Source organism: Ruegeria sp. EL01 (assembly GCF_900313035.1).
GTDB lineage: Bacteria > Pseudomonadota > Alphaproteobacteria > Rhodobacterales > Rhodobacteraceae > Ruegeria.
Window position 1 is genome coordinate 243,385 of the sequence record NZ_OMPS01000046.1, and the last position, 25,825, is coordinate 269,209.

Annotated in this window: 20 protein-coding genes; 12 read left to right on the plus strand and 8 right to left on the minus strand. The window is 50.7% G+C overall.

The window, feature by feature from the left end; translation table 11 throughout:
• Positions 1-187: 187 nt before the first annotated feature.
• Together D9K61_RS21575 and D9K61_RS21580 are read left to right on the plus strand one after the other, a co-directional pair.
• Positions 188-418 (plus strand): hypothetical protein, encoded by a 231-nt coding sequence (locus D9K61_RS21575; protein WP_120635260.1) that lies wholly within the window; start codon positions 188-190, stop codon positions 416-418.
• A gap of 111 nt (positions 419-529) precedes the next feature.
• Positions 530-1,888: a hypothetical protein gene (locus tag D9K61_RS21580; RefSeq protein ID WP_120635261.1), complete on the plus strand. Its 1,359-nt coding sequence runs from the start codon at positions 530-532 to the stop codon at positions 1,886-1,888.
• A 172-nt stretch (positions 1,889-2,060) separates the two neighbouring features.
• Here D9K61_RS21580 and D9K61_RS21585 read toward each other — a convergent pair whose 3' ends face one another.
• Positions 2,061-3,149 carry a hypothetical protein gene (locus D9K61_RS21585; protein ID WP_120635262.1) on the minus strand — a complete coding sequence of 363 codons (1,089 nt, stop codon included), beginning with the start codon at positions 3,147-3,149 and terminating at the stop codon, positions 2,061-2,063.
• A 78-nt stretch (positions 3,150-3,227) separates the two neighbouring features.
• On the minus strand, positions 3,228-5,045 hold the full coding sequence (locus D9K61_RS21590; RefSeq protein WP_120635263.1) for a hypothetical protein: 1,818 nt from the start codon (positions 5,043-5,045) through the stop codon (positions 3,228-3,230).
• A 158-nt stretch (positions 5,046-5,203) separates the two neighbouring features.
• Between D9K61_RS21590 and D9K61_RS21595 the strand changes: the two genes are divergently transcribed.
• Positions 5,204-5,785, plus strand: coding sequence for a hypothetical protein (locus tag D9K61_RS21595; RefSeq protein WP_120635264.1), 582 nt, complete (start codon positions 5,204-5,206; stop codon positions 5,783-5,785).
• A gap of 110 nt (positions 5,786-5,895) precedes the next feature.
• On the opposite strand, the gene D9K61_RS21600 is transcribed toward D9K61_RS21595, so the two are convergent.
• The 3 genes from D9K61_RS21600 to D9K61_RS21610 all read right to left on the minus strand — a co-directional run bounded on the left by D9K61_RS21600 (position 5,896) and on the right by D9K61_RS21610 (position 10,897).
• Entirely contained in the window at positions 5,896-6,729 is an 834-nt protein-coding gene (locus D9K61_RS21600) for an alpha/beta fold hydrolase (RefSeq protein ID WP_120635265.1), read from the minus strand.
• 353 nt (positions 6,730-7,082) lie between these two features.
• Positions 7,083-9,251, minus strand: a complete 2,169-nt coding sequence (locus D9K61_RS21605; RefSeq protein ID WP_120635266.1) for a DEAD/DEAH box helicase — start codon at positions 9,249-9,251, stop codon at positions 7,083-7,085.
• Positions 9,242-10,897, minus strand: coding sequence for a Hachiman antiphage defense system protein HamA (locus D9K61_RS21610; RefSeq protein WP_216825840.1), 1,656 nt, complete (start codon positions 10,895-10,897; stop codon positions 9,242-9,244). The genes D9K61_RS21605 and D9K61_RS21610 overlap by 10 nt, the downstream gene beginning before the upstream one ends.
• Positions 10,898-11,769: 872 nt before the next feature.
• On the opposite strand from D9K61_RS21610, the gene D9K61_RS27065 reads away from it, so the two are divergent.
• From D9K61_RS27065 to D9K61_RS21630, 4 genes are all read left to right on the plus strand, one after another.
• Positions 11,770-11,922, plus strand: coding sequence for a hypothetical protein (locus tag D9K61_RS27065; RefSeq protein ID WP_162946991.1), 153 nt, complete (start codon positions 11,770-11,772; stop codon positions 11,920-11,922).
• Between the two features lie 491 nt (positions 11,923-12,413).
• Complete coding sequence (locus tag D9K61_RS21620; protein WP_120635269.1) at positions 12,414-13,550, plus strand: AAA family ATPase; 1,137 nt, start codon at positions 12,414-12,416, stop codon at positions 13,548-13,550.
• 232 nt (positions 13,551-13,782) lie between these two features.
• Positions 13,783-14,079 carry a hypothetical protein gene (locus D9K61_RS21625; protein WP_120635270.1) on the plus strand — a complete coding sequence of 99 codons (297 nt, stop codon included), beginning with the start codon at positions 13,783-13,785 and terminating at the stop codon, positions 14,077-14,079.
• A 98-nt stretch (positions 14,080-14,177) separates the two neighbouring features.
• Positions 14,178-14,390 carry a hypothetical protein gene (locus D9K61_RS21630; RefSeq protein WP_120635271.1) on the plus strand — a complete coding sequence of 71 codons (213 nt, stop codon included), beginning with the start codon at positions 14,178-14,180 and terminating at the stop codon, positions 14,388-14,390.
• A gap of 154 nt (positions 14,391-14,544) precedes the next feature.
• Here the strand turns inward: D9K61_RS21630 and D9K61_RS21635 are convergent, their stop codons facing one another.
• Entirely contained in the window at positions 14,545-15,123 is a 579-nt protein-coding gene (locus D9K61_RS21635) for a GIY-YIG nuclease family protein (protein ID WP_162946992.1), read from the minus strand.
• A gap of 514 nt (positions 15,124-15,637) precedes the next feature.
• The gene (locus D9K61_RS21640) at positions 15,638-17,731 is read right to left on the minus strand and encodes a tetratricopeptide repeat-containing sulfotransferase family protein (RefSeq protein ID WP_120635273.1); all 2,094 of its coding nucleotides are present in this window, start codon (positions 17,729-17,731) and stop codon (positions 15,638-15,640) included.
• Positions 17,732-18,004: 273 nt separating this feature from the next.
• Here D9K61_RS21640 and D9K61_RS21645 point away from each other — a divergent pair, with 273 nt between their 5' ends.
• The 5 genes from D9K61_RS21645 to D9K61_RS21665 all read left to right on the plus strand — a co-directional run bounded on the left by D9K61_RS21645 (position 18,005) and on the right by D9K61_RS21665 (position 24,954).
• The gene (locus tag D9K61_RS21645) at positions 18,005-19,633 is read left to right on the plus strand and encodes a hypothetical protein (RefSeq protein WP_120635274.1); all 1,629 of its coding nucleotides are present in this window, start codon (positions 18,005-18,007) and stop codon (positions 19,631-19,633) included.
• Positions 19,634-19,740: 107 nt separating this feature from the next.
• Complete coding sequence (locus D9K61_RS21650; RefSeq protein ID WP_120635275.1) at positions 19,741-22,824, plus strand: autotransporter domain-containing protein; 3,084 nt, start codon at positions 19,741-19,743, stop codon at positions 22,822-22,824.
• A gap of 364 nt (positions 22,825-23,188) precedes the next feature.
• Positions 23,189-24,058: a DUF1989 domain-containing protein gene (locus D9K61_RS21655; protein ID WP_120635276.1), complete on the plus strand. Its 870-nt coding sequence runs from the start codon at positions 23,189-23,191 to the stop codon at positions 24,056-24,058.
• Positions 24,059-24,181: 123 nt separating this feature from the next.
• Positions 24,182-24,454 (plus strand): hypothetical protein, encoded by a 273-nt coding sequence (locus D9K61_RS21660; protein WP_162946993.1) that lies wholly within the window; start codon positions 24,182-24,184, stop codon positions 24,452-24,454.
• A 131-nt stretch (positions 24,455-24,585) separates the two neighbouring features.
• Positions 24,586-24,954 (plus strand): group 1 truncated hemoglobin, encoded by a 369-nt coding sequence (locus D9K61_RS21665; RefSeq protein ID WP_120635278.1) that lies wholly within the window; start codon positions 24,586-24,588, stop codon positions 24,952-24,954.
• Between the two features lie 225 nt (positions 24,955-25,179).
• Here D9K61_RS21665 and D9K61_RS21670 read toward each other — a convergent pair whose 3' ends face one another.
• Positions 25,180-25,794: a TetR/AcrR family transcriptional regulator gene (locus D9K61_RS21670; RefSeq protein WP_120635279.1), complete on the minus strand. Its 615-nt coding sequence runs from the start codon at positions 25,792-25,794 to the stop codon at positions 25,180-25,182.
• Positions 25,795-25,825: the final 31 nt, after the last annotated feature.

A 25,825-nucleotide genomic window follows, 5' to 3' on the forward strand; every position in this document is an offset into this window, starting at 1 on the left:
CCAAGCCTATGCATCAACCAAGTTCCAAACAGCAGATGCGCTCGCTAAAATTGCACAGCATCTCGTCTGAATCGTGCAAGGCGAACGCTATCACACTGATATTTAGCTGCAAGAATGAACTGAATGGACTTGTCGCGGTTTGATGCTGCTCCTTTGATAGCATTTACCGCACCAAAGGAGACTGACTATGGGACTGAATCGGACGGACGAGTTCCGCCAAGATGCGGTGCGTATTGCTCTGACCAATTGGCTAACGCGTAAGCAAGTGGCGGATGATCTTGGCCTTGGCATCCTACACTGGGTTGGAAAAGCCCTGTCGCTTTCGAACGCAAGGTGGCCTAAACGAGCACTTGGGGCGGCATCAAACCCCGACAGGTCCACTACTCCTATAAGAGCGTGGTCTATCGAGCACGCTTGAGGCCGTTTCCCTGTACGTTTTGAGGACGGTACTTCATTGAAAACTTGACGGAAAGCTGCGTTGGTTGTCTATTTGAGACATGATTTTCAATTTCAAGTTGTAGGCACATAGATGAATGAGAAGTTGCCAGATTATCTGGCTCAAGGCGAAGCCGCCCGTTTGTTCCCAGTTCTCTCAACCACGTCAAAGGAAGGTCGCACAACGTCCATTGTGTTGGCTTGCATGGTTCAGATTGAGGAACTAGGAGCCGCGTTACTGCAATCATTAGGCCAGAAGCGCGGAAAACGGGCCCAGGTTCATTCGTTCACTGAAGTCGTATTCAAGAACCAGTCCAAGACAATCAAGGATCGGCCCGACGGATTAATAGTCCTGAAGGTTGGTTCTCGTGAGTGGAGGGCTCTAGTTGAAACCAAAGTTGGGAACAACACCCTCGATGCCGAGCAAATTGAAAGATACCGTGCTCTTGCCAAAGAGAACGGCGTCGATTGCGTCATCACGATATCTAATCAATTCGCCACTACCGCCACAGCGCACCCTGTTGAGGAAGTTAGGAAGAGCAGATCCAAGATACCTGTGTATCATTGGTCATGGATGCACGTTGTTACGACTGCGGAGTTACTGATCAGCAATGAGCAAGTCGAGGATAAGGACCAACTACTGTTGCTCAATGAACTTCGGCGTTTCCTCAACCATGAGAGCGCTGGGGTTCAAGGCTTCCACAGAATGCCGAAGGAATGGGGTGATCTCAACAAACTGGTGTCATCTGGCGGCGTCATTCCGGCGCGGTCGCCAGAGGCGCAGATCGTAATTGACGCTTGGCATCAGGAAACTCGCGATCTGTCGCTAATCCTGAGCCGCCTTGTTGAAACATCAGTCAGTGAAAAACTGTCGCGCAAACACATCAATGATCCAGCACAGCGGAAAAGGGACGAGCTGTTGTTGCTTCGTGAACAGCACCAACTGCAATGCACACTGGATGTCCCAGACACCGCCGCCCCTATCGAGGTTACCGCAGATCTAAAGCGGCGGAGTGTAGACGTCGGAATGACCATCCGCGCGCCTGAAGATAAGAAGTCGTCGAAAGCCAGGCTGAATTGGCTTCTTCGGCAGATCAAGGCCGATAACATGGATGGGCTGTATATTCGCTTGCTTTGGCCTGGTGCCAGCGAGCCGACGCAGCACTCGGTCTCAGAACTCCGGGAAGACATTGATATCTGCCAAGAAGGCAAGGACCATCTCGTAACGCACGGCTTTCATGTATTCCTATCCAAGCGTCTCGGTGGACGTTTCACCCAGCAGGCCAATTTCATATCCGACTTAGAGGAAGTCGTGCCTCTGTTTTATGGCGAAGTCGGCGCGAATCTTTCCGTCTGGAAAAAAGCTGCACCGCAGATCAAACAGGACAAGCCAACAGCTGAGGACGTTTCCATAGACGCGATTGCCGAGGATGCGGAGGACTTCGAAGGATGACAAAGCTTCAGAAAAATTGCTCTCAGAGCGCCCCCAAATACAAGAGGGATTCAGCACACCAACAGCCCTAACAGGACATTCTCAACCGAACTTTGCAAATCCCGATGCGGACAAAGCAGCCATCGTCAACACACACTCGAAGGTCTCCTGTTCCCGTTACACTATTGGAAGGCTACGCTTCGTTTGTCACTTCAAGGCAACTGAACTCACCTGAAACACCGAATGAGTAAAGCGATAAATACTGACCTCGCCCGTGACCACCTACTGCTGCGTAACGTCGTTTCGTTACTTCTTCCCCGCTGCCTATCTTTCCGAAGTCAAAATCAAGTTCAATTTTTCTTAAATATTCCGACACCACGAATTGCGAAATAATTGAGATTATTTTTGGCCCTCCCGGTACGATGGCGAACAAGTGGTCTTTCCGGTCGCTCAGGCGATCTAATGACCTTGATGCCAAATCTCTCAACCAGTAGAGAGCATGCTCTTCATCGAATACGAAGCTCTTACTGACTCTATCTTGAAGTGTTGTGCTAGAAAAAAGCTCTTGCTGACGAATAGCACTGTCCCAGAACAGTCCGAAGCGATTTGGCCTGAGAAAACTGATGAATTCGAGTTCAACATCTCTTACCGGTGCATTTTTCTTTACTGTACCAAGTACGTGAAACGCGCTTTGAGTGCTGCCGCTGCCAAAAAGCACCACATCAGCGCTGGAATATCTAGAAATTACGTCCGCAATCGGTTCTTGGCGGACATGATCGACTACTTCACCAACGGACTCGTGTTCAAGTAGATCGCTGTAGGACTCCGCCCAATTATAAATCAAGTAAATCTGCTGTGCGCGAGAGCCGGGTCGGGTGTGCAACTCTCCATTGTCTACATAGTCCAAAAGCCTCCACAAAAAAGTTCGCGGCAAACCACTAACGTCTATGACAAGATTGTATTCTCCTATCCCCTTTTCCAGGGTTGTGAAAAGCTGCCTTAGATCAGCTTCTACGATTGGGTTTTCGAGCGACTGGTGGTGTAGGTTTGCTCCGAGTGTAAAGCCTGCCAGTTCGAGATTGCGAACGCATCGGTTACAGTTTCTCGCCTTTATTAGGTCTCTGGCGTCGTACTCCTCTTTGCCTTGGAGGGTAATTACTCCCAAAATTAGTCTGTTAGTTTTCTCATTTTTGTGGATGCAAATGTCCTCTGCCACGGCAAGCGAACGGTCCTCGAAATTTGGTGCTAGAATGGCGACGAAAGAGGAGCTCTCGTCCAACATTTGCGTACGTATGGAGTCCCAGTTCCGTACATGAACACGTGACGGCCATTGGTCATCTTGTGGTCTTATAGATGTCATCTACACGTCACTCATATTTCTTAACCAAGATTGTTCCTTAGCGCTCACCAAAGTACCCCAGAGATCTGCGGTCTGTTCAATGACCTGTTCGCCAATACGAGAATGGACTCTTGGGAATGGCCCGCTGTACTTGTAGCCAGCCTTTCCAGTGCCGGAATGCCAAAGAAGGGGCAATGAGTCTGTTGGGCAGTTGTCCTGCCTTGCGATCAACAATCCTGCTGAACGGTAACCGAACTCCAAGTTATCGCCACTTTTCCGGCGCATACGACCTAACCAACCGTCGTCAACTATGAATTCAGATGCGAACCAGGCACTAAGGTCTCTGAGATCTTGAAGGACTTCAGGGTCGGATACCAAGTCACAACGGTGATCTGAAACATTGTAGCCGTCACCTAACCCGATTGCGTAGTCTATGCTAAGTGAACCATCACGAAGCAGAGCGTCTAAAGCCTCGGACTTTCGAAGTGCTTTCAATGCTGTTTGAGTAGCGATTTGTGCAGAAACCATGATCCTTATGGGATGGGTAACATGTTCCTTTATTTGACCGTGAAACCAAGCGATGCGCTCCAAGTCGCCAACTAACGAATGTCCACTAAGTGTTTGATCAACAAGAACTACCCAAACCTTTCGCTCTGCGAGCATCCGCAATCGTTGAATTGCTTGGTCGTGAAGGGGGCTTTCTGGCATCCCTGCGTCAATCAGAGCTCTGCCAAGTTCCTCGACGCCGTCTATACGTATGTTCTTATCTTGGTCGAGGCGGCCATGAATGTCATTGACCCGAAAAAAGTCTTCCGCAAGTGCGCCCGGATCGTTGGAGAAAACATGAAAGGAAGTTCGAGGTTCGTCAAACTCAACAACGCTCTTCCAAACCTTCATATATAGGAACCTAATGCTACTTTTTAGCAGCTCGTTGGGAAAGTAGGTACTGGCAGCAAATGCCACTAGAGCGGCCTCGACCCAGCGATTAGGAACATCCGGGTGGTTTGCCAACTGGGAAAGTGACTTGGAAATTCTCTGGATCAATGACTCCTTCGAGTTTCGGTATCGATCAGTTTCATCAAGTTTACTTAGTAAACGAAGCTTCGCTACAATGTTCTCCCCCTCCATCGTTGCAGAGCTGATGCTCGACCAAGGGGCAATTGAAGCACGCGAGAAAGTAGATTTCACTTCGAGTTCTTCGTCGCTGGAAGCAATTTTCAATCTTGTTGAAAAAACACTAAGCAATTTTGCATCAAAGCGGTTGAACTGGCCAGAGCGGACACCAGAATCGACGTCTATTGCATAGGGTCGGTAGTCTCTCACTATTGCTTCAACGTTGAGAGAGTTCAATCCTCCTGCAACCATGAGCTTCGCACTAGGCTGTCTTACCATGACATAGTCTAGAAAGCGTTGGTTGAAGGTTCTTCCTGTTCCGCCTGCTTGCCAGTCACAAACAAAGAAGTCCGCTTCCAGCTCCAAGACCCGATTAATTTCATTCTTAGTAAACTCATACGCCAGCAAACTTCCAATTCGTGTATTTGGAAACAGTTTCCGAGCCAACTCGATTGTGGTGGTGTCATGAACGGAATGAAGCATCAAAAAATCTAGAGACTTGAGTTTCAAGTCATCTGAGAATTGTGCAAGGTCGATGCGATCAGTTAAAATTGCCAACTTAGGCGAGCTTTGAGGCGCACAGTTTACGAGCTTGGTGATGTCCTCTAAAGGTAAACTTCCACGTCCTCCCGCCAACGCTCGCACACCTGCGACGTCAACTCCTGACGAAGACAATAGCTCATACTCCTTGTGAGAACGAACGTTGCACGCTTTAAACAAGGTCATAAATTAGTCCTGCGTGGATATTGGTTGGCCGTATCGAAATTGGCTAAATCTGTTCTTCAGCTTACCTTACCAATTAGACCATGCAAGAAGTACGTTGAGCGAAGACACTTTTCGAACGCTTGGTTCAAGTTCGCTCGATTTCTTGAGTTGGAGGTAACATGAATCTGGTCATCTGTGATGTTGATGAAGTTGTGCTTCAATATTTCACCTACTTGAAAAAACAGTTGAATCCGGCCCAATTTGCCTTGGAACCGGATGGTTTTGATCTCAAAATCAAGGATTTGAACACTGGCCAGTGGTTGGAGCAAGAGAAAAGTGATCAAATTTCTGATGAGATTCTGCTGAAAGTGGTCAGCACGCAGGAAGCGATTTCTGGGGCAATCAGATGCTTGACGCAGCTTTCCGAAAACTATGAGATTGTCTTCTTGACCAATGTCCGAGAGGAATTTCTGGAACTCAGAAAAGACTGCCTTAAGCGCCATGGTCTGCCTTTTTGTGTAGTGGAGAACGTCGGTGGCAAGGGTCATTCGGTTTCAAGGATAATACAGGATATTCGCCCAGAACGAGTGTCCGTAATCGATGACTCCATTCGCCAACTGATTAACATTCGAAAGCATGTGCCCGACGTGGACTTAGTAAGAGCGGTATTGACTACGGAGACACAGTCGACTGCTGAAAACGATCAATTTCATGAGGCTTCAACGTGGGATCAAATCCTAAATTGGATTGAGCGTGCCTAAAGTTGGATGGGTGAAGAAGGTTGACCGTGGGGATGTCGGTCTAACTTGAGACTCGTGATCCGATTCCTACAGAATGAATACCCAACTTTGATCAGAAAAGGGGCTGACGGCTAAGTCTTGGGACTTACGCCGCGTCGAACGAATTTTTTCACCAAATTGGTGACAGTATCCAGATCGTGCGTATCGGTGAACGAACCAAACGCATGATCAGTTTCAATTAGATCGCAAGTACTACCGAGTTCGAGAACTATGCTGTTAAAGAAATCCTGTTTGGGCAGCACCATATCTCTTGTTGCTTTGATGATATGAACGGGTATTGGGACCCGTGAAATCGCATGTGCTTCGTCAATCGCAAACATCTCGTGAAAAAATCCAGCCAGCACTCTTCTAGTCTTTCCAGAAGCCACTTGGATTTCGAGAAATGCGTCTGGTTTGGACGCAAGCGCTTTGTCACACGCTGACTTACCGTACACGTGAGTTAGTGTGGTCCTGTAATCAACGAAGGGGTTCAAGAGTACAATTCTCGAACATCCTTGCAGTCCTAGTAAGGTTGCATGAGTTGCCGCGACAGCTCCTTGACACCAGCCGACAAGAACGAACCCTCGCCCCAAAACTGCTGCCAGTTCCGTAGACGCCCCCAAAGAAAGAACGTCCTGTACCATGCTTGTTGGGGTGCATGCGCCTAACGGAAGGCCGCTGCTTTCACCGCAGCCCCTGAAGTCGATCCTCACTGTTGATATTTCACACTCAGCAAATTTTTCCGCTAGAACTTCAAACATTCCTGCGTTTTCTGTGGCAACAGGGATCTCTCGGCGATTGCTCAAGAAACCATGCAGCAAAACCACTGCGTCGTGCGAACTACCTTCGACTTCAACAATCGAACAAGCAATCGAACCTTGCGAACAAGGGATTTTTATCTCTGAGCGGATAGCCTTGAGTGACATAGCAGGTTATTGGACGCTGTGTTCAGGGTTCTTGATTGTCAGATCGTATCACGCCGAGTTGCGTCGTTGAAGTCTGTCAATATCAGTTTGCTTCAATGGTTTCTAATTACAATAGAAAGTTCAAGAACCGTCCGTTTCTGAGGAATGTGTAGGCATACTCAGTTAGCTAATTTTGGTCTCTTCAAAAGTAACGCCAAGGGATGCTTCAATAGCATTGCGGATATTTAAGCAGATTGCAGCATCGGTGACACTAAGCTATATGTTTTCCGGTACGCGCAACAAAGTAACGGTCATTTTTACAGTGAAAGAGACCTTCGCAGGCAATGAGTGCCTACAGAAGCGTAAAAAACGCATTAGTCACCGTCGATGTTACGTGCAAGTAGGCCCTGAAGGGAACGAATAAGCCCAATTTCAAATGGGCTAAAATCTTGAGGCGATACGTCTAGCTGTGAAAGCTGGTCCAATGCCGTATCCAAGTCTTCAGGTTGACCTATGAAGCTCTCCAATCGAGCAGCGGTTTGAATCGGTATACCGTATTCATCCAATGCAAAGAGGTTTGCAGGAATAAATAGATGCTCTAATTGTTCACAGAATTTCGAGTAATCGCCACAATCCCTACCATATCGAGGCAGAATTTCAGATTGGATCTCTTGAATGACCTTTATGTCTTTGGGGAGTCTGTGGCAGATCACATTACGTACAAACCTCAATGCGCGTTCGATTGCATCGCTGACTTCATCATCTATACCCCTATTCTCTACGCAGCTTTCGATGTATGTGCCGAGGGACTCACTTGTTCTAAGTTCATTGATGTGCCAAGCGAGTTGCTTTCCAGAGAATATCCCATAGTACCTAAGTGTGCTTTCGGACAAATACTCAAAGATCAGCTCTGCCAAGGCCTCAAGTTGGTCTTGCTTGGGAACGCCCTTCCAGTTCAGGACGTCTTCATAGAGAAAGAGATCGTTAACGATCACGCTAGCGATCCAGTTTTGAACATCTGGGGAAACGTGACGATTGGCTCGTATGGTATCAATCGAAAGCAGGCTATCATCCCTGATCTTCAAAATTCTCTCCTTAGACTTTGGTATCAAACTCTCCTCTGGAAGTTCTAGAAGCAGACTAAGTGGTGTTTCATCAGGTTGGTCTTCAATCACCAAGTCGACCGAATACTCTTTTTCTTCCGGTGGTTTCTCTAGAATAAATACATTACCAACGAAGTACTCGTTCATTCTGCCTGCACGGCCTGATATGTTCTTGTATGTGAAATGATCCACCAAGTTGGTGCTTTTTCTTCTATCGTAGATCACAACGTTCTTGGCCACGGTGTTTACTCCCTCGATGATCGTCGAGGTGCAGACAAGATACTGGATCTTTCGATCATTGAATTGTTGAATGAAGTGCTGCTGTAGTGCTCTAGGCACGCCTCCGTGATGGATACCGACACCTTTCATTATCGCACGATAGACAACCCATTCTTTGTGGTATTCGCGAGCAATCCACTCAGCAGCATCTCGCGTCTCAGACTTATCTGGTAAGGCGAGTTCATCAATCAAATGGTTTGCCACTTCAGCTGCCTTGCTGGGGGATTGGCAATATACAATAGTCGGTTCACTAAAGGTCCTGCATAGGTCGATAAGTTTATTTTTTCGCGCGTTCCCGTTTGTTGGTAAGTCAAAGTTTTTGATGTCTACAGCGACGGTCGAAAAATCCGTCTGAACAAAGCAGTAATCATAACTGTTTATTCCGTTGATCGATTGTATGTTTGGGCCAAGCAAATAAAATTGCGCGCCTGTGCTTGCGAGGCGCGAAAATGCCAAATTCAGGTCTACTGAACGATCCCGATCCTTGCTATCAGAGGGAATGTTCAGCTTGTAAAACTCGTCAAGTACAAAGAACTCTACATCGTCTAAATCATTTCGATCTAACACTCGCTCTTGCGTCAACACATATAGGTTACAGACACCAGAAACGGCTGTTTGGCTCGGGTGGGTCAAGACTTTGCAGCTTTCCCCAAACTTACTCAAAAACCTGCGTCTAGTCTCGTCGATCAGCGCAATTGTCGGAACTATTATTACAGCCTTGTAAGGCTTCTTTTGTGAAATGAATGCATCGACTATAAGGCTTTTCCCGACACTAGTCGGAGCACTAAATATTACGTTTGCTCCTGAAAGTAGCAGGTTCAGAACTTTTGACTGCTCGCTGTGTAGAGTTACCTTTTGATCAGCCACAACAGAACTGTGCATTTCATAGGCGAGCCTATCTTCAAAGTTCTTTTGAAGCAGAAACCTTGACAAATACGGATGTAAACCTGTTGAGCGAACGAGGCTCGCCAGCAATTGTTGGCCTACATCGCTAAATGCTTCAAAGTTTGCCAGAGAACGTATCACCAAGTCTCGCCCCTGAGAATGCGTTGAAGCATTGTTGGTCAAAGCGACGATGTTCTTTAGCGCTTGGAACTCCTGTTCGCGAATACTCTCAGAGCGTGCGAGGATTTCTTTAGTCTCTATATAACTTACTTGCATAGGCTTCGAAGCTTTGTTTCAAATTGCTTAAAAAGCGTGGCTGCACATTCAATCGGGACCGCTATCAAATGCACTTTTACGGAATGCTCATCAACTTCTGAAGGCAACATGCCTTTTAGTTCGTCATAGCCTTCTTTGACTTCACGTATGAGCGCTTCCTTATAGCTATCTGAGAATCCATCTTTTAGTACTGAACTGTCATACCCAATAAGGATCGGTATACAGATATGACTCAGCAAGCGATCAAACGGGACACCTCGATCAAAGGCGTCCTCAAGATTTGTCGGCAGAAGATGCTGGGGTTCGCGTAAAGAAATGATTATGTCTTTTTCTTTCAAAAAAATGTCCGGATGGAGCAATTTTTTTAGATCTTCTACAATCTGGTCGCAGATTTCAGAGAACTCGCGTGCCGCTACAACTGAAGAGCGCCCAAGCCAAAGCTCGTCGCCGCATTTGCCGTGAACAATATGAGCGTTTCCAAAGTGCCTAATGCCTTCAGTGCTACCCGAGAAAATCTTACATGCAATTGGCTCGCTGTCGAAAAAGTTTCGAATGATAGCATGCAGAAGTGTCTCCGACATGATAGTAAGATAGTCTAGCGATGTGTCCTTCGTGATCTGGGTAATTGCAGAGCTGAACTTTTCATCCCAACTGAACTGGTCCGCACTGACTATTTCGCTGGCCTTGAGGCTAATCTCAGGAATCCACTGAACAAGGTAGTCAGCAAGTTTTCGAGACCGCCATCTCTTCAACTCAAATTCAACATCATACGACGACATCGATCTTTTGATATCCTCCTCAGAAAATGTCGTCAGGACCGTGAAAAAGTTTGGCGTCGCGTAGCGGTATGGTTTTAAAAATTGAGACCTCGTTGCGATAACAGTGGCGGTTTGCCCCTTTACCCACTGTTCAGCGGCCACTCTGCTAATAATCTTCTTACTGGGTGATGTTCTCCGAGACGCTTCGGCAGCCTCGTCAACCCAATTCAGTATTTTGGCGTACAGGTCTTTTAGTTGAGCATGATCAGGGATAGCGCCATAGCGGTCACACACCTCGCTGAGTGCAATGAGGTTCTTTGCTTCAACAGATGCCTTGTCTCCAGTCACATCCCAGAATGCATTTTGCACCCAGTACTCAAGATTGTTTCCGTTCTCAGATCGTGTGGTTTTTCTTTTTTTAAGAATTACTTCCGCTAATTTATCCACCCCACAGATATCTGTCCGCTCTGAGAATGGGATGGTAAGTGGCAACAAGGACCTATTTACAGCCCTGAGCGTAACTACTCGAAACATCGCTTTTGCTTCGTACTTGTCACAAAGTAGAGAGGCTTCTGCTACTGATGAGGGCGTGTTCTTGTTGGAACGATCAGTAAGCTCTTTTATTGACCACTTCCTGCTGTCATTTTCAGTTGTTTTTACCTGAATGTACTCATTCAAGATTTGACTTTCATTTTGCCAAACCACCAGTATGTCGTCCGCTGTCTCGCATTCCATTCTAACACACAACACGTTTGTAAGCATTTCAATGAAGTGCTTGGCAGCAATGTGATCTTGGTATTTGAACCCATGCCTGGCGGGTACTCCTCCAACATCTGATTTGCTTGGAGCAGTTTCCGATATTTCTTCTGGTTGTGTGATAGCCGCCATCCTGTCCAAATATAACCAATTCATGCACGTGTAAAAGATTGATTAAAATGCATGTTTTCAATGTATACGCTAAAAGAAAATGTAAGCATTGAACAGCATATTGCGGTAAAGCTTGCGCTGTCGAGGTAATTCTACAACTTACAATTGTTCACCCTGGCGACTACAGACGCTCAGAACTTTCCCTGTTCCTTACTTAATTTTCGGACTTCAGAGTCACACTTGTCATATTTCACGAAACCTACTGAGCTGAGACACCTGCCGTCACGTCAAAACGATTTGAGATGCCACGGCAAGTGTATGCAGCGCAAAATGCCATAGCAAGCGACGTCGCTTCGTCCTCCCATGGGCCGCCCGCTAGACTTTGTAAAGCCCGCTTTCTGCGCTTTGCTGCCATCCGGGGGGTGTTCACTACTGCGACCGCGGCGAACGACGGGTAACGCCATCCGCGAGTTCGAGTACCCACGATTTTTCGGTGGCTATGAGCGGCAGGGGCCATGGGCTGGGCCGATCTGCCAGATGCAACGAATCGGCCTGTCGGCGTCAGGACGAAATAGTCTAAATCACCTAGTTCATGGGTTGAGTGGTGCGCTTTCGCACCCGCTCTGATAGAAGGGTCCCGGACCTACGCGGTGGAAATCCAAAAACTTCATTCATGGTCTTGACGCCGAGCATCAGTTTACCGCAGCCTTAGCTCATGACCAACGCACGCAACATCTGCCAACGAATATCGGCCTGAGGTCGATACCCCACACGAAACCTGTGGGAGGCAGCATTGGTATGCGGGCGAGGTTTATGTCCTTGTAATTGCTCCAGATTAGAGTGCACGAGTCGGTTCGATCCCGACGCCTCCTACCATCTCTTGGAGGCAAAGCATGTCATTGAAATTCAATAACTCTGAAGACCTTAGGGCTGCCGTGGCAGCGGAAACGAAAGAAGGCTTGCGCCGGTTCGTCACCTCGCTGCGCGACAGTGATTCAGACGTAAAACCCAAGGTCAGTGCAGAAGTGGAGCACACCGATGACTGACAGGTTCGACTATGACGACATCCGCGGTTCCGTAGAGAAACACCTCGCAAAAGACAATGTCGGCTGGATCCGGATTGTCACGGAGTGCCTTGAAGATATCAAAGAGCATTGTGACGGGGAGGAGAAAACCTACCCCTCGGTTAGCCAGATCAAACAGAAATTTGGCGCGCTTAGAATTTACTTGGGCGGCGTAACAGACGACCCATTCATCCAGTCGAGCTTGGAGGATGCCGTCCAGAAAGCGGGCAGAAGTTGTGAGCGCTGCGGAAACGTTTCGAGAATTCAATGCATCGGCGCCTGGTATGCCAACCTGTGCTGTTGGCACGCGCATGAGGCCGCAGTCGAACGCTCGGAGAAGTTCCCCAAAATCGGGCTAAACCTGCGGTCGAAAAGCGCGACCCTTCAGTGCCGGAGTTGCGGCTATCTCGGGCAGATTGCCTGGGGCGTGTCGGGCCACAGATGCCCCGCCTGCGTCTCGAAAGGCTGGTGAGATGAAAAGCGACACAACATGGGCTGAGGGAGAGGTCTTTGCTTTGGCGGGTTTTGACCACGAAAAGGCGGAAATGCTGCGCCGTATTCTGAACCCATTGCATTCCCCCAACGAATGGCAGCGCGTCAAGCAGATGGTCCTTCAGAATGCCTGTGCCGACGATCTTGGCGATGTGCTGCGCAAACGGTGCGAGGAAGCTGCGGCTTACAGCGATGAATCCAAAAACTGGCGGCAGCGTGAGATTGAGCGTTTGGAGAAAATTGATCCGACCTTGGCAATCTTTGGCGCTGACGCAGTGAACCAGATGTTTAGCCGGGATATCTGGCGGGGCGTCATGCGTGTCATCGCTGAAGCCCATGCAAAGGCAAGCTCTCCAGAAACCAAGGCTGACGAGAAGGTAGAGCCCGCCCGGTATCTCGTCGATAAAAAGGATTTCAAATACCTGCCGCCCACCCTTCAGAAGGAGATGCCGAAACACATCCAGCAGCTGACAGAATGGAGCGACCAGTTTGCTCGCTTGGGGGCACCGGCGGATCTCGACAAGCTTCGTGCACTTTCCGACAGGTTCCCACATTGCGACCACGTCATCGAAGGGATCGCCGAGGGCATCGAGCGAACCTGGGACATGGGCTCGAACATCATTCACATTCAACCAACACTGCTCGTCGGCGAAGCGGGCCTTGGCAAAACGGCTCTGACCCGGGCGGCTTGTAAGGCGCTTGGCCTTCATGCGCAGATCGCTAACGTGGGTGGCAAGTCCGAAAACCACTTGTTTGGCCTCAGTGCTGGTTGGCACAGCGCACATGCTGGCATCGTCACGGAGGCCGTGGCCACGGCACGCGTGTTGAACCCAGTGATCGTTCTGGATGAGATCGACAAAACGCATGCCGGCCGCAACGGAGACATCACCGGTGAACTTCTTGGTATGTTGGAACCGATTGAGGCCCGGAGATATCGAGAAAAGTATCTCGCTGCTGATGTGGATGCCTCACATGTGAGCTGGATCCTGACGGCAAACGATCTGGGGTGCATTCCTGCTCCGTTGCGCAGCCGCTGCACAATCTATGAGGTTCCGGAACCAACGCCGGAGCAACTGCCGGCGATCATGCAGAAGCATGGTGAGCGAATATGCTGCTGAGTACGGTCTGCGGCGTGAGTTCTTTGCGCTTGACTTGGGCGACGTCGAAGCCCTGGTCGAGACCTTCAAACAGCACAAATCGGTACGGGTTTTGCACCGGCTTGTACGCGGGCTCCTGCATCAGAAATCGAAAAGTCAGGAGCGGAATTGATCCCGGCAATATCACCTTCAAGAGGGTACTTGGACGAACTGGTGCTGCCCAGAACTTATTGGAACAGACAGCTTGGAAGGGATGAAGATGCTTAGAATTGTCGTTTACGCAAATCAGACACCAATCGCGGAAGCTCGGGCCGGCAACATGTCCATGCTGGCAGACATCAGCGACTACAAGGTGCGGGCCGTCGAGCACGCCGCGCCCAAACTCGACATCCCAGCCGCTGATGTAACGGGTTGGGTGAAAGATCATCCACGGCGGACGAGCGTTTGGCATCTGGTCCGCAAGATCGCAGAGCTGGCCGTCGGTGAGCGTGATGAAGCAATCGCGGTGCAAGGAGATACACCGTCAACTACGGCTAGCAGTACTGATTGAGACCGGTCGATGATCGCTTCAATTATCACCAGATCACGACAGATCATATTGTCGATCACCCGATCAGACGACAAACCCCCTTTGTGGTATAGTAGGCTATGAGCACCGAAACCCTGATCAGCATAACCGTATCGTTTGTTGTCACCTGTCTCTGCCTTTGGCTGGTCCGCCATGTGGTGAAACATGCTGGTCAAGACAGGATAGTGGACCCAGAGGGCGTAGAAGAGTTGATGCGAACCATTGACTGGTCGCGGCTCGATAAGGTCATGGATCGGCACAGCGTCAGGCATCCCGATACCGACAAACCATAACGTTGGCTCACGGAGATCCACAACGTGCCCAACGACCAGAGATCCGCGTCAAGGTGGATGGATTTGTTGAACACAATTCCGGGTCCTACAGCAAATCATTCATCAGAATACTGGGTCAAAAACTTTTGGTCCACACAGTCCTTTGCATTACCCCTCATGTGGTTGGCCGAAATTTCTCGATCCTAAGGTAAGGCTTGATCATCTCGGACACCGCCGATTCCGAGACGTAAAACCACTCTGTTCCGAGAGTTCCAGTATATTGCTGACCTATGAGTTTGAAACGTTCGTGCAAGCAGGCTTCAACGAAATAACCGTCTCTGCAATTCCACATCCCTTCATATTCCAACAAGTCCGGCATCGTGGCTCTTTTCATGCCGCGGTTGCAGGTATCCAATCTCTCTTTGTGATGTGCAGTGGATCCGATTTTGCGTAGATTCTGCATCGCCGGAGCGCGCATGACATAGACCAGTTCATTCTTTAAAGTTGGGTCGGTATCTCGTCGCCTTCTCGATTGCCGAGTAACTCGGTAGGTTGCGAGGTCGATCTTTTGAAACTGGAGGCAACGTCGCAGCTCATCGGCCAGTGTAGCTTCCCATCTTGGTTTACTTCGAAGCCCTGGACGCGCTTTATCCTTGTGTTCTAACAATCGAACCAATTGATCTACCCAGGCGACCATATCAACTATCTCTTTTTTTGAAACTTTCTCCCCATGCATAAGCTCAGCAGCCAACATTAGTAGGTGCCTAGTTCTCGAAGCAGTGGATGGCGAGAGCTTTGTTCGTCGTGGCATCGCGCAGCAATTCTCTTGCCTAACAAGTAGAGAAAATGTTGATGCTATTTGTTTGGTTCGTCAAGGATTGCGTGCGTAACAAGATTTTGTGTTGGGTCTTCACGCCCTGAGGCTCTAAATACTAAGAACAGAAGAATCTTTTTGGGGTCGAAGAATCTCGAATTTTGATACACAAATTGATATACATTAGTGTGTATGATTTTGATAAAACATATTTATAACAGCGCTATAAGCCTCAGCATGACGGACTGTCTCTCCGCCACCCAAACCAACCGAACTCTTCACTTACTTCCTGATGAGCCGTCTGGTCTAGTTTGTCTTTCATCATCACTTCGAAACCCCACGTGGACAAAATTCGCGCTTGCGCTCTCTTTGAATCCAACCATTTGTCGCGAGGCATTGTAAGGCGGCCATTGCTGCTGCCAAACTGACAGGTCAGTTCTTATTAAGGTCAGAGTTACGGTCTGCTATTGTCTTGGCCAATCGTCTCGATCAATGGCTGTAGATGCTTCTCATACCGACGCCATTTCTGCTTTGAAGACGCGTAGATGGGCTGCCGAACCTGCTGCACACTCGCGGTGCGGACACGTCGCTGACCAGTGTGAAACTCAAGGCAGGTGTCATTCCAGTCCAGACCGCAGTAATCGATGATCCCTCGAGCCACCGTTTCAGTGTCATCCACCAGCTCTTCGTATTGAATGCTACGGAATGCCTCGGGCGGCAATACAGCGCGCCAATGTTCCATCATGCGGTCGTAGTTGTTGTAGTATCGGCCCAACTCAACCTGATCGTAACTGTGCAGTTGGCTGCGCTCGAACAACCGTGTGAAACAGGACAGACAAATATCCAGCGGGTCGCGAGCAACATGAATGATCCGAGCGTTTGGCATTAAACCGTGGATCAAGCCGATCAGTTGAAAATTCGCAGGCATCTTGTCGACTACGCGCGCCGCGTCTGGCGCGTGGTGCGAGAGGGTTGCGATGTAGTCTTCCGCCCGACGTCTCAATGTTGCATCCGTCATGGAACGCAACGCAGCCGGAACATTTGACCGCCCGTCCTCTAGTCGGCCGAAAAGGGTCTGTAGATCATTCAATTCTCCGGCGCCAAACACGTTGGGATGGGCGTCCAGAATGGATTCGGTCAATGTGGTGCCGGATCGTGGCATTCCCAGCACAAAAATCGGCTTGGCGCTGGAAACCGAATTCTGGTGTAATCGATCGATCATCTTTCTGTCGAATGCCGCGATCAGATCCTCTGTCAACTGGTCATTTTCCGACGGATCATAGCTGACCAATGATCGTTTTATCCGCGCACCGTTTTCGTATTGCGCAAATGCCGCATCATACCGTTTTAGCTTTTCATAACACTCACCTAACGCATAGTGAAAGGCCGTTGCCTTTTGCGGCAACATTTGGTCTGCATCGGGCAAGGCGGCCTCTAGCGCGTGAAAAGCTGGGCTGTCCTCGGTGATTTTTTCCAAGCGGGCCAATGCAATTTGGGCGCTCAGGTCGTCATCGGCAGATTGCGCGGCGGTTTCAAAATGTTGGCGCGCTCCCTCAAAATCACCTTGTTCCAGGGCAAGATGACCTAGCGCCAACCGGCTGGCCGCAAGTTCGGGTTTAAGAGACATCGCTTTGATGTAAAGCGATTTTGCAATATCGATGTCCCCAAGATGAGCCTTGACCAACCCCGCCTGATGACAAGCAGCCGCGCTTTCAGAATCAAAGCGCAACGCCTGGTCCGCTTCGACCAAGGCCAGTTTGGGGTGGTTCTTTTCAAATAGCACCTGAGATAAGCCAACATAGCTTTCTGCTTTTTGATCGTTCAGACCAATGGCATTCCGAAATGCGGTTTCGGCCTTGTCCAGATCGTTTTCAAGCATGAAGATACGCCCGAAATTCCTGTGCAGCTCCGCATCTTTCGGAGCGGTTTTAAGATAGCTTTCTGCAACTGAACGGGCCTCGGCAACCTCTTCTTTTTCAATAAGAACAGAAATCAGGTTGTTGGTTGTCTCAGACGAAGCTGGATTGATACGAAGCGCTTGCCGGTACAAATCAGCCGCGCGGGACCGGTCCCCGTGATCCCGCGCGATGCTGCCCAAATTGTTCAACGCCCGGTCGAAATCCGGTTGTAATGCTAGCGCACGTTCCTGGGACGCCCGTGCCTGGTCCAGATTTTTCTGATCATACAGTACAAGCCCGAGGTTCGAGTGCGCCGCCGCGTGCCCGGGCGCCAACTGCACGGCGCGCTGGCCAATCTCATGTGCCCGATCAAGTTCACCGGCACTGCGCAGGATCTCGGTGAAATTTGTAAGAAAATTCACATCTTCCGGTTGTAATTTTACGGCTTGATCCACCGCTTTCACAGCGGGGTCATGTTGACCAGTCTGAAACGCAATCAACCCCAACATGTGATGTGCATGGGCGTGCTGTGGGACGATTCGCAGGATTTCGGAAAAGATAGACACAGCCTGCCTTAGCTGCCCGCTTTCATAGTTGGACATAGCCAATTTGAATGCGTCTTGTACGGGCATCTGCTGTTGTTGTGTCACGCGATCTTCCTCGGTCTGTCGGTACGATCAAAATCAACAGTCGTTGGCTTTTCACGTAGCGCCTGGCGCGTGGTAGACCATTCTTTAAGCGTCGTCTATCCGTGAGAATAGGTCATTAAGCCTAAGTATCAAAACGATATTTAGTGTGTTGTTTGTGCAATATCACCAAATCTTGGGCCTAGTTGGCGTTTTGTCATAATTGCGCCCAGCTTCGTCTCTAGCTAACGCTCCGCTAATAGTTAACAAAAAAATATCCGTAAGGGGTCTTCGGAAATGAGTGAATGCGCAAAATTGCGCACACGGGAACGTGTGGCGCGCGGCGGTCGTGTTGTGAAATGGAAAGGTCAGGTGGCAAGTATGGCGCCATCTGTGTTTCTGGCTTCGGTGTCGGTTGTCGCGCTGTCTGTAGGTACTGTTTCAGCCGAGGTAATTTCGACTCCTCAAAATTCGCGGGTTGTGTTCATAAACGACGAAGACAACACAATAACGTCCACCGGATCGGTCAGCCTTACAACGGAAGGCGGTCCCGCCGTTGTTGTCGCTCCGAACTACTCAAGCACGTTTACAAATAATGGCACGATCACGGGCCCTGCAACGTCCAGCCCATTGGGGACTGGTGTTCTGGTTGACGGAGAGCTTCAGGCATCAGGTCAGATTGTGAACAATGGCACCATCGGCGTCGACATCACAGCGTTTGCGCGCGTGAATGGCGTCGGTATCGAGCTACATGAAACAGTCGCAGGTCGTGTTGCAAACACCGGAACTGTCACTGTGAGTGTCGCGGCGCGAACCAGTAGTGATGCGCAGGCCGCTGGTGTGCTGTTTGATGATGTGGTGCAGAATTCTGCACAAGTGAGTAACTCAGGGGTCATAACGGCAAGTGCTGCCTCTGCTCTCTCAAATGCGGCCAACGCATCAGGTTTGTCTTTCACTTCAGATGTCAACGCAGGCATAACGAACAGCGGCACAATCGGCGCGACCGCCAGAAACGGCGCGAAAATCTCTGCTTATGGCATTCAAGTCGCCGGACAACTGAATGGAAGTATCAATAACGCGGGCACAATTCAGGCCACAGCGACACAAAACGGAAGGTCTGCTGATGCCATTGGGGTCAGGGTCACAGACAGGGTCACCGGCAATATTCACAACAGTGGGACGGTATCTGCCAATGCGAAAGCCAAGACTTCAGCCGCCGCGTGGGCCTTTCATTTGGTTGGCGGTTTAACTGGCAATTTCACGAACACCAAAACGTTAAACGCAACTGCAACCGGGGTGTCTTCGTCTGCTGATGCCGCAGGCGTGTACATTCAGAATGGCGTTACGGGCAATTTGTCGAATGGTGCGACGATCACGGCCACTGCATCCTCTCCGACTGCTGGAAACGGCAGCGCCACGGCCGCTGGTTTTTATATCCAGGGGGGTATGTCCGGCGATATCAATAATTCAGGCACACTGGATGTGACTGCTCTGTCCCCAAAGGATGACGCCGAAGCCAACGGTGTGTATGTCAGCGGCGGGATGACAGGAAACATCACCAACTCTGGCAGAATTGATGTCAAGGCTCTGACCGAAGGGGATGAGGCCGAAGCGAATGGCGTCCGTGTCAGGAACGGCCTAACGGGAAGCATCCTGAACTCTGGGATTGTCAATGTGCGGGCGGAAGGTGTGGACTCTGCGACCGCAATAGGTTTCTACGTCAGCGGTGGTCTCACTGGGAACTTCACAAATACCGGATCAATAACAGCGGTTGGTATTGACCATGTAAATGAAGAGGTCGAAACCTATGGCCTCTATGTGTCCAGGGGCATGACCGGGAACATCACGAATATCGGAACCGTGAACGTTCGGGGGAAGGGTATTCTTCTGCAACCGCCGCCGGCTATTACATTAGTGGCGGCTTAACAGGTGATTTCAGCAACTCTGGGTCGATCACCGCCTTCGCTTCGGATCAGACGGAATCGGCTGAAGCCTATGGCCTTTACGTGTCCAGGGGCCTGGACGGCAGCGTCATGAACACAGGAACAATCACCACGCAAGCCGTTGCCGAGGAATCCGATGCCAATGCGTACGGTGTTTATTCCTCGAGAGGTGTCACCGGCAGCTTCGTCAATACCGGGACAATAACCGCGAAAGCCATCTCGCGCCAAGACGATGCAACTGCTGTCGGCTTCTACGTGTCTGATTCGATGGATGAAAACATCGTCAACACAGGAAGCATCTCGATTAGCGCTACTGCTGCGGACTCGGCCGAGGGCCGCGGTATTAAGGTAAGCGGAACCTTTGACGGGGATTTCGTGAACACTGGGTCCATCAGTGTAAACACAACCGTTTCGTCGTCTCCAAGCGCGCCTACCGGCCCCAGTGGCCCGCCGAGACCACCTTCTGCAACCAGTCCGGAAGCAATTGGTGTCTATGTCAAAGATAAAGTGACCGGAAATCTTGTCACAACGGGTGCGATAGATGTCACGGCTGCTTCCAACGAGGATGTTGCCGCCGCTGCGGTTTACCTTGCAGGGGATCTGAACGGAGATTTTACCAACACCGGTTCGATTTCAGTCTCTACCAGCTCCAGTGATGGCAAAGGGACGTCCACGGGCCTTCTTGTCAAAGGCGCCATGACCGGGCGTGTTGGGAACAGCGGAAACGTCAACATCAGTGCCCTTGATACAACCTCGGCCGAAGCTGTTGCGTTTGATTTAGAAAGCGGTCTTACCGGCAGTTTCGTCAACACAGGCACGATCAACGTACATGCCAGAGATACCGTTGAAGATGAGGTTGAGGCGTTTGGTTTGCGTGTGGCGAACGGCATGACGGGAAACATCGTCAACACAGGTGTGATGAATATCCGTGGAGAAGGATATTCATCGGTCACTGCAACTGCGTTTGAAATCAGGGGTGGCCTAACAGGGGATTTCACGAATACCGGTACAATTAACGCAGTCGCCATCGACCAAACAGACGAGGCCTACGCCTATGGCCTTTACGTTCGTGACGGTATGGACGGCAACATTGGCAATAGCGGTACCGTCTCTGTGCGCGGTGACGGAAATTCTTCTGCGACAGTTGCAGGGTTTTACATTTCTGGTGGATTGACTGGTAACTTTGTGAATACCGGCTCGATTTCCGCTGTGGCCACAGATGAGACTGAAGAGGCCGAAGCCTATGGCCTCCATGTTCGCAGTGGTATGACTGGAGACATTACGAATACCGGATCCATCAGCGCGCGCGGCGACGGATATTCTGAGGCGACAGTTGCAGGTATCTACATCTCTGGCGGTCTGACTGGAAATGTATCGAACACGGGTTCGATCACGGTTCACGCGACCGACAATACCATCTCGGCCGAGGCTTACGGCCTGTATGTCAGCGGCGGTCTGACTGGCAACGTCACGAATAGTGGGTCGATCACGGTTACCTCAGATGGCGGTACCAGCGCAGATGCGACATCTTACGGCATCTATTCAAGCAGTGGATTTGATGGAACCTTATCCAACTCGGGCTCGATCACCGCGACCAGCGTATCAAACACCGAAGAAGCCACGGCCCGGGGAATCACGTTGCGCAGTAAGGTTGACGGTAGCATTTTCAACGGAAATTCGATTTCCGTTTCGGCAACTGGTGCAACCGAAGCGGATGCACAAGCTATTTATCTTAGCGGAGTAACGACAGCGGATATCACCAACTCGGGCACGCTGACAGCAACAGCAATGCTTGTGAATGGAACACCCGGCGCCGACGCCGACGCGACGGGTGTCAGTGTTCGGGACATGCAAGGTGTGTTCTCGAACACCGGGATGATCACCGCAACCGCCAGCGGGGGCGCGAACGCAGACGCATATGGGTTGTATTTCGACAACTTCGACGGGGTGATTACGGATGTTGGCGAAATCTCCGCCACATCTGACGGGGGCGATGCCTATGCGATCTACCTTGGGACCGGAACCGGGACATTGAACGTTGACAGTACGGACAAAGTTTCCGGCCTGATCCGCGTCCAGGATCACAATGTGAACCTTGACGCGCAGGGCGGCAGCGCGGTTTTCCGCTTTGAAGACGCCGCGCCCGGTGTTGGGTCTTTTGCTACAACCGTTTCAGATTCGACCTTAGCCTGGTACGTGCAGGATGAGAATGGTGCGGCACCGATTTATGCCGTTGTCGACAGTGCGGGTATTGCCCCATCAGGAGACGTTGTGGCGTTCTATGGCAGCGTCATTGGCGGTTCGACCGGTGCGCTTAGCTATGGTCAGCAGGATCAGGTTTCACGTTCCAGTTCCTTTGATCCAGCGAGAGGTGCAATCGGCGCGTTCCGACCTTTTGTTGAGGTAGAAGCAGCGGACCGGCGTTTCAAAGCAAGCTCGGGTGCGGATACGGATGTTTCTGTTGCCAACGGTAGTGCGGGATACTCGGGTCAACTTGAAAATGGGTTGGCACTGGCGTTGAGGGCAGGTGTTTTCCATGCCGATGGTGACAATGCATCTGACTTTGACACCGACGGTTTCTATCTGGACGCTGCCCTCGGTCGACAGATCGGAGCCTACACTTTCGAAGCTGGTCTGGGATATGGCTGGTTGTCCACGAACAGCACCCGGGAAATCACAGGTAGCCCAAATGCAAGTGGTGAGTACGACAGTACCTTGCTGACTGCCTATGTTGGTGTTGATCGCGTTTTCGAGGTCAATAGCACTTTGGACATGGTTGGTTTTGCTGATGTGCGATACACGCGGCAGGAAAACGATGGCTACACGGAAACAGGCTCCATCGCGAATGCAACAGTTGGAGACAACACAGTCGAAGTTGTCGAAGCCCGTTTGGGTGTCGAGGCTGAGATGAGCGTTGGACATGGTGGTTTGGTGTTCGGGCAACTCAGTGGTGTGGTGCGACGCGATCTCGGGGACTCTGAAACCAGCGTTACAGTGTTCTCTTCGACAAATAATCTGACCTTTGCATCGACGGATTTCACTGGCGCGAGTGTCTCGGTTGGCTACGAGCAAGAAATCAAGCACGATTTGCTGCTGGAAGTAACGGCTGAAAAAGAGATCGGTGACGCAGCGCAGGGACCGTTCTTCCAAGCCGGGCTGAGGTGGTCGTTCTAAGCTCGAACCACTGTGCCATGACCAGTTGGTCGGTACGGGTCATGCTCTCCCAATAAATTGGGGGAGCATGTTTTTTTCCTGTCGACTGACGAGGTGATGTCGGGACGTGAACTATCGGCTCTGTAACCATTTTGGCCTGTAAATGTCGCCTAACCTTCTGTTGAATGAGGCCGCGGAGTTCGGCGGCGGAACGAACAGGAATTTGTACGAAGAAAATGATCAAAACCAGCCAAGTGCAGCGTATGCGTGTATGACAGCATTTGCTTAGAAAACTCCTTTCGACAACTCGGATGGCATCTAGAACGAAGTTGCCCTATCTCTGTCGACGTTAGGCGCTTGTCTCGCAACCAACTGGAGGTCTCACGTGAAATCAGAAAATCCAAGCTTCACGCCGCCTCAGGATGCCGAAACGCGTAAGGGTATTCTGCCAGTTATTTGTTACCCGCCTGATAGCCTCGATCCACCCGATTTGAGTGGTCTCAGTGAACTGAGGCGGACGGCTCAAAAATCTGCAGAAACCACGGCGGCTCCGCGCGATGCGGCTTGCATAGACGTGCCCGCCGGGGCGTTCTTCCGCATCGTCTCGGTCGAAGGCGCACAGGTTGGTGATCTGAACCTTTGGAACAAGCATGACCTGACCGAGCGGTTCTACTCGGGAAAAACCCGGGCGCTGCACGGCACGCATCTGTCGACCGGCGACCGAATGTGGTCAAGTTTTCCAACTATGCACCCAATGGCAACCATCGTCGAAGACACGCTTGACTGGTATGGCTTTGATGAGTTTGGAGGATCAGTGCATGACGTCATTGGCACCCGCTGCGATCCTTACACCGGACGGTTGCTGTCTGGCCATGACTATCACCATTGCTGTCATTCCAATCTGACGCGCGCCTTGGCCAGTCATTGCAATCTGCCTTTGCACGAAGCTGAGATGCACGTGCACGACGTTTTGAATGTTTTCATGTGCACCGGTTTTACCCGCGATACTGGTCAGTACTTCATGAAGGCAAGCCCAGTGCGTCCCGGGGATTACCTGGAGTTTCATGCAGAAATTGACCTTGTGGTTGGTCTTTCAGCATGTCCAGGCGGCGACTGCTCATCCGAACATTCTTCGGACATTGCGTCCTGCTATCCACTTTTGATCGAGGTGTACGATCCCGGAGAAGATGTTCGCGCGGCGCATCGACAACCCAAGGTATCTGCATACAACCGGACCCACGGCATCGCGGGGTAAGAGATTCGTGGCGCCAAATGCCACCGCTTACATCGTTTCTGATGAAGAGTGTCGTAAGCTTTTGTCATGGTCGGAAACCTACTCTGATCATCTGGATGACTAGGTTTCAGCGCCACGCCGGGGTTGACGGATGTACTAGGGTTTTCTGACATCGGTGTGCAGATGATCTGGTGCAGACAACATGTGCAAAGTGCGGTGCAGATCAAAACCAGCGAACACGAGCAAGATCAAAAGACCAACCGGGGGTTGGACAAAGGTCCGCTTTGGTTCCGCATCCGGCGCGAGCTGCAAGCCGCGCAGCGCAAACTGGGATGGCAGTTGGGCGGTCAGACACAGGTGTTGAAACAGGGCGGTCACGTTGGCTTCATTCCATGCGCGGACGATTTGCAGGTTTAACTAGGACTTTGGCGTGAGCATCGCTGCTTGAGTTCCTGGCCAGCCCCCCGAAAAACATCAATAACGTTAACAAAATACGCGTTTTGATATAGTGTTATTATGTTCGTTAGAGGCAACGCCGGGGTGGTCGTGTGGCGCAGACGCTTTATGAAAAATATGGTGGCTTCAAAACGATTAGCCGGGTTGTGATGTTGTTTTACGAAATGGCTTTGGATTCGGACCAGATCGGCGACTATTTCGAAGATATTGATATGCCACGCCTGATTGATCACCAGACGAAGTTTGTGTCTTCGCTGATTGGTGGCCCAGCCTCGTTCGGCGATGACCGGATCGAAGCAGTTCATCGTCACTTGAACATTTCCCATACCGATTTTGATGAGATGGCCGCCCTGTTTGGCGAGGCTTTGGCAGAGCATGGGATGTCAGACAGCGATGTAAAAGCGGCGATGGTCGCGATTGAGGGGAAACGATCCATCATTGTTGCCCGACACGCTGCATGAGTTTTGACCATCAGTCCACAGCCACAACCCGCTATCGAGGTCTGTACTGTTATCGTTGTCGCATCCGGCCTGATGTTTATGCTTCACAATGGGCAATCTTGACTGGCGCAATGAGAGCCACCCTCCTGAATGACGGGCGTGCATTGGGTTAGGGGACGTCGTGGAAACGGTCATCGGCATTCAGAAACTGTTCCCGTTGGGTTCCGTCCGGCTCTGAACATCGCGTCACTCGTCCTGAGGAACCAAACCCAGACCTCTGAGGTAAATGCCAATACCGCTTTCCAGCAGATCCTCCGGCGGGAAAGGGGATGTCGCGCCGGTGTTACGCGCATAAAGCTCTACAACACCATGGCTCATCGCCCAGATATGCGCACTGAACATCGCAGCAGGAGGGCGCTTTTCCGGTGGGATATGTTGGGATAAATCATCGGCGGCTTTTTCAAGCACGCTTTTTGCGCGGTTGGCCGCCAGCGACAATTCAGGGGTGCGGTTCAGCGAAATCCCACTTTCGAACATCGCGATGTAGTGGCCGGGATGTTTTCGCGCAAAGGCCAGATAGGCGCGGCCAGTGGCTTCGAAGGCGGCAAGGGCTGATGGCTGCCCCTTGTCATAGGCGTATTGCATCAGATCGGCAAACATCTCAAAGCCTTGCCTGGCAGCTTCTGCAATCAGATCTTCGCGGCCGTGAAAATGTCGATACACGGCCGCTGGCGTCACGCCCGCCGTTTTAGCCGCCTCAGAGAGTGTGAAACCTGTCGGCCCCTTTTCTTCGATCAGAGACAAAGCAGCCTCGATCAAGGCTTGTTTCAGGTTTCCGTGGTGATAACCGCGTTTCGTCATCCCGGGCTCAGGCACCTTTGCGCTAAAGACA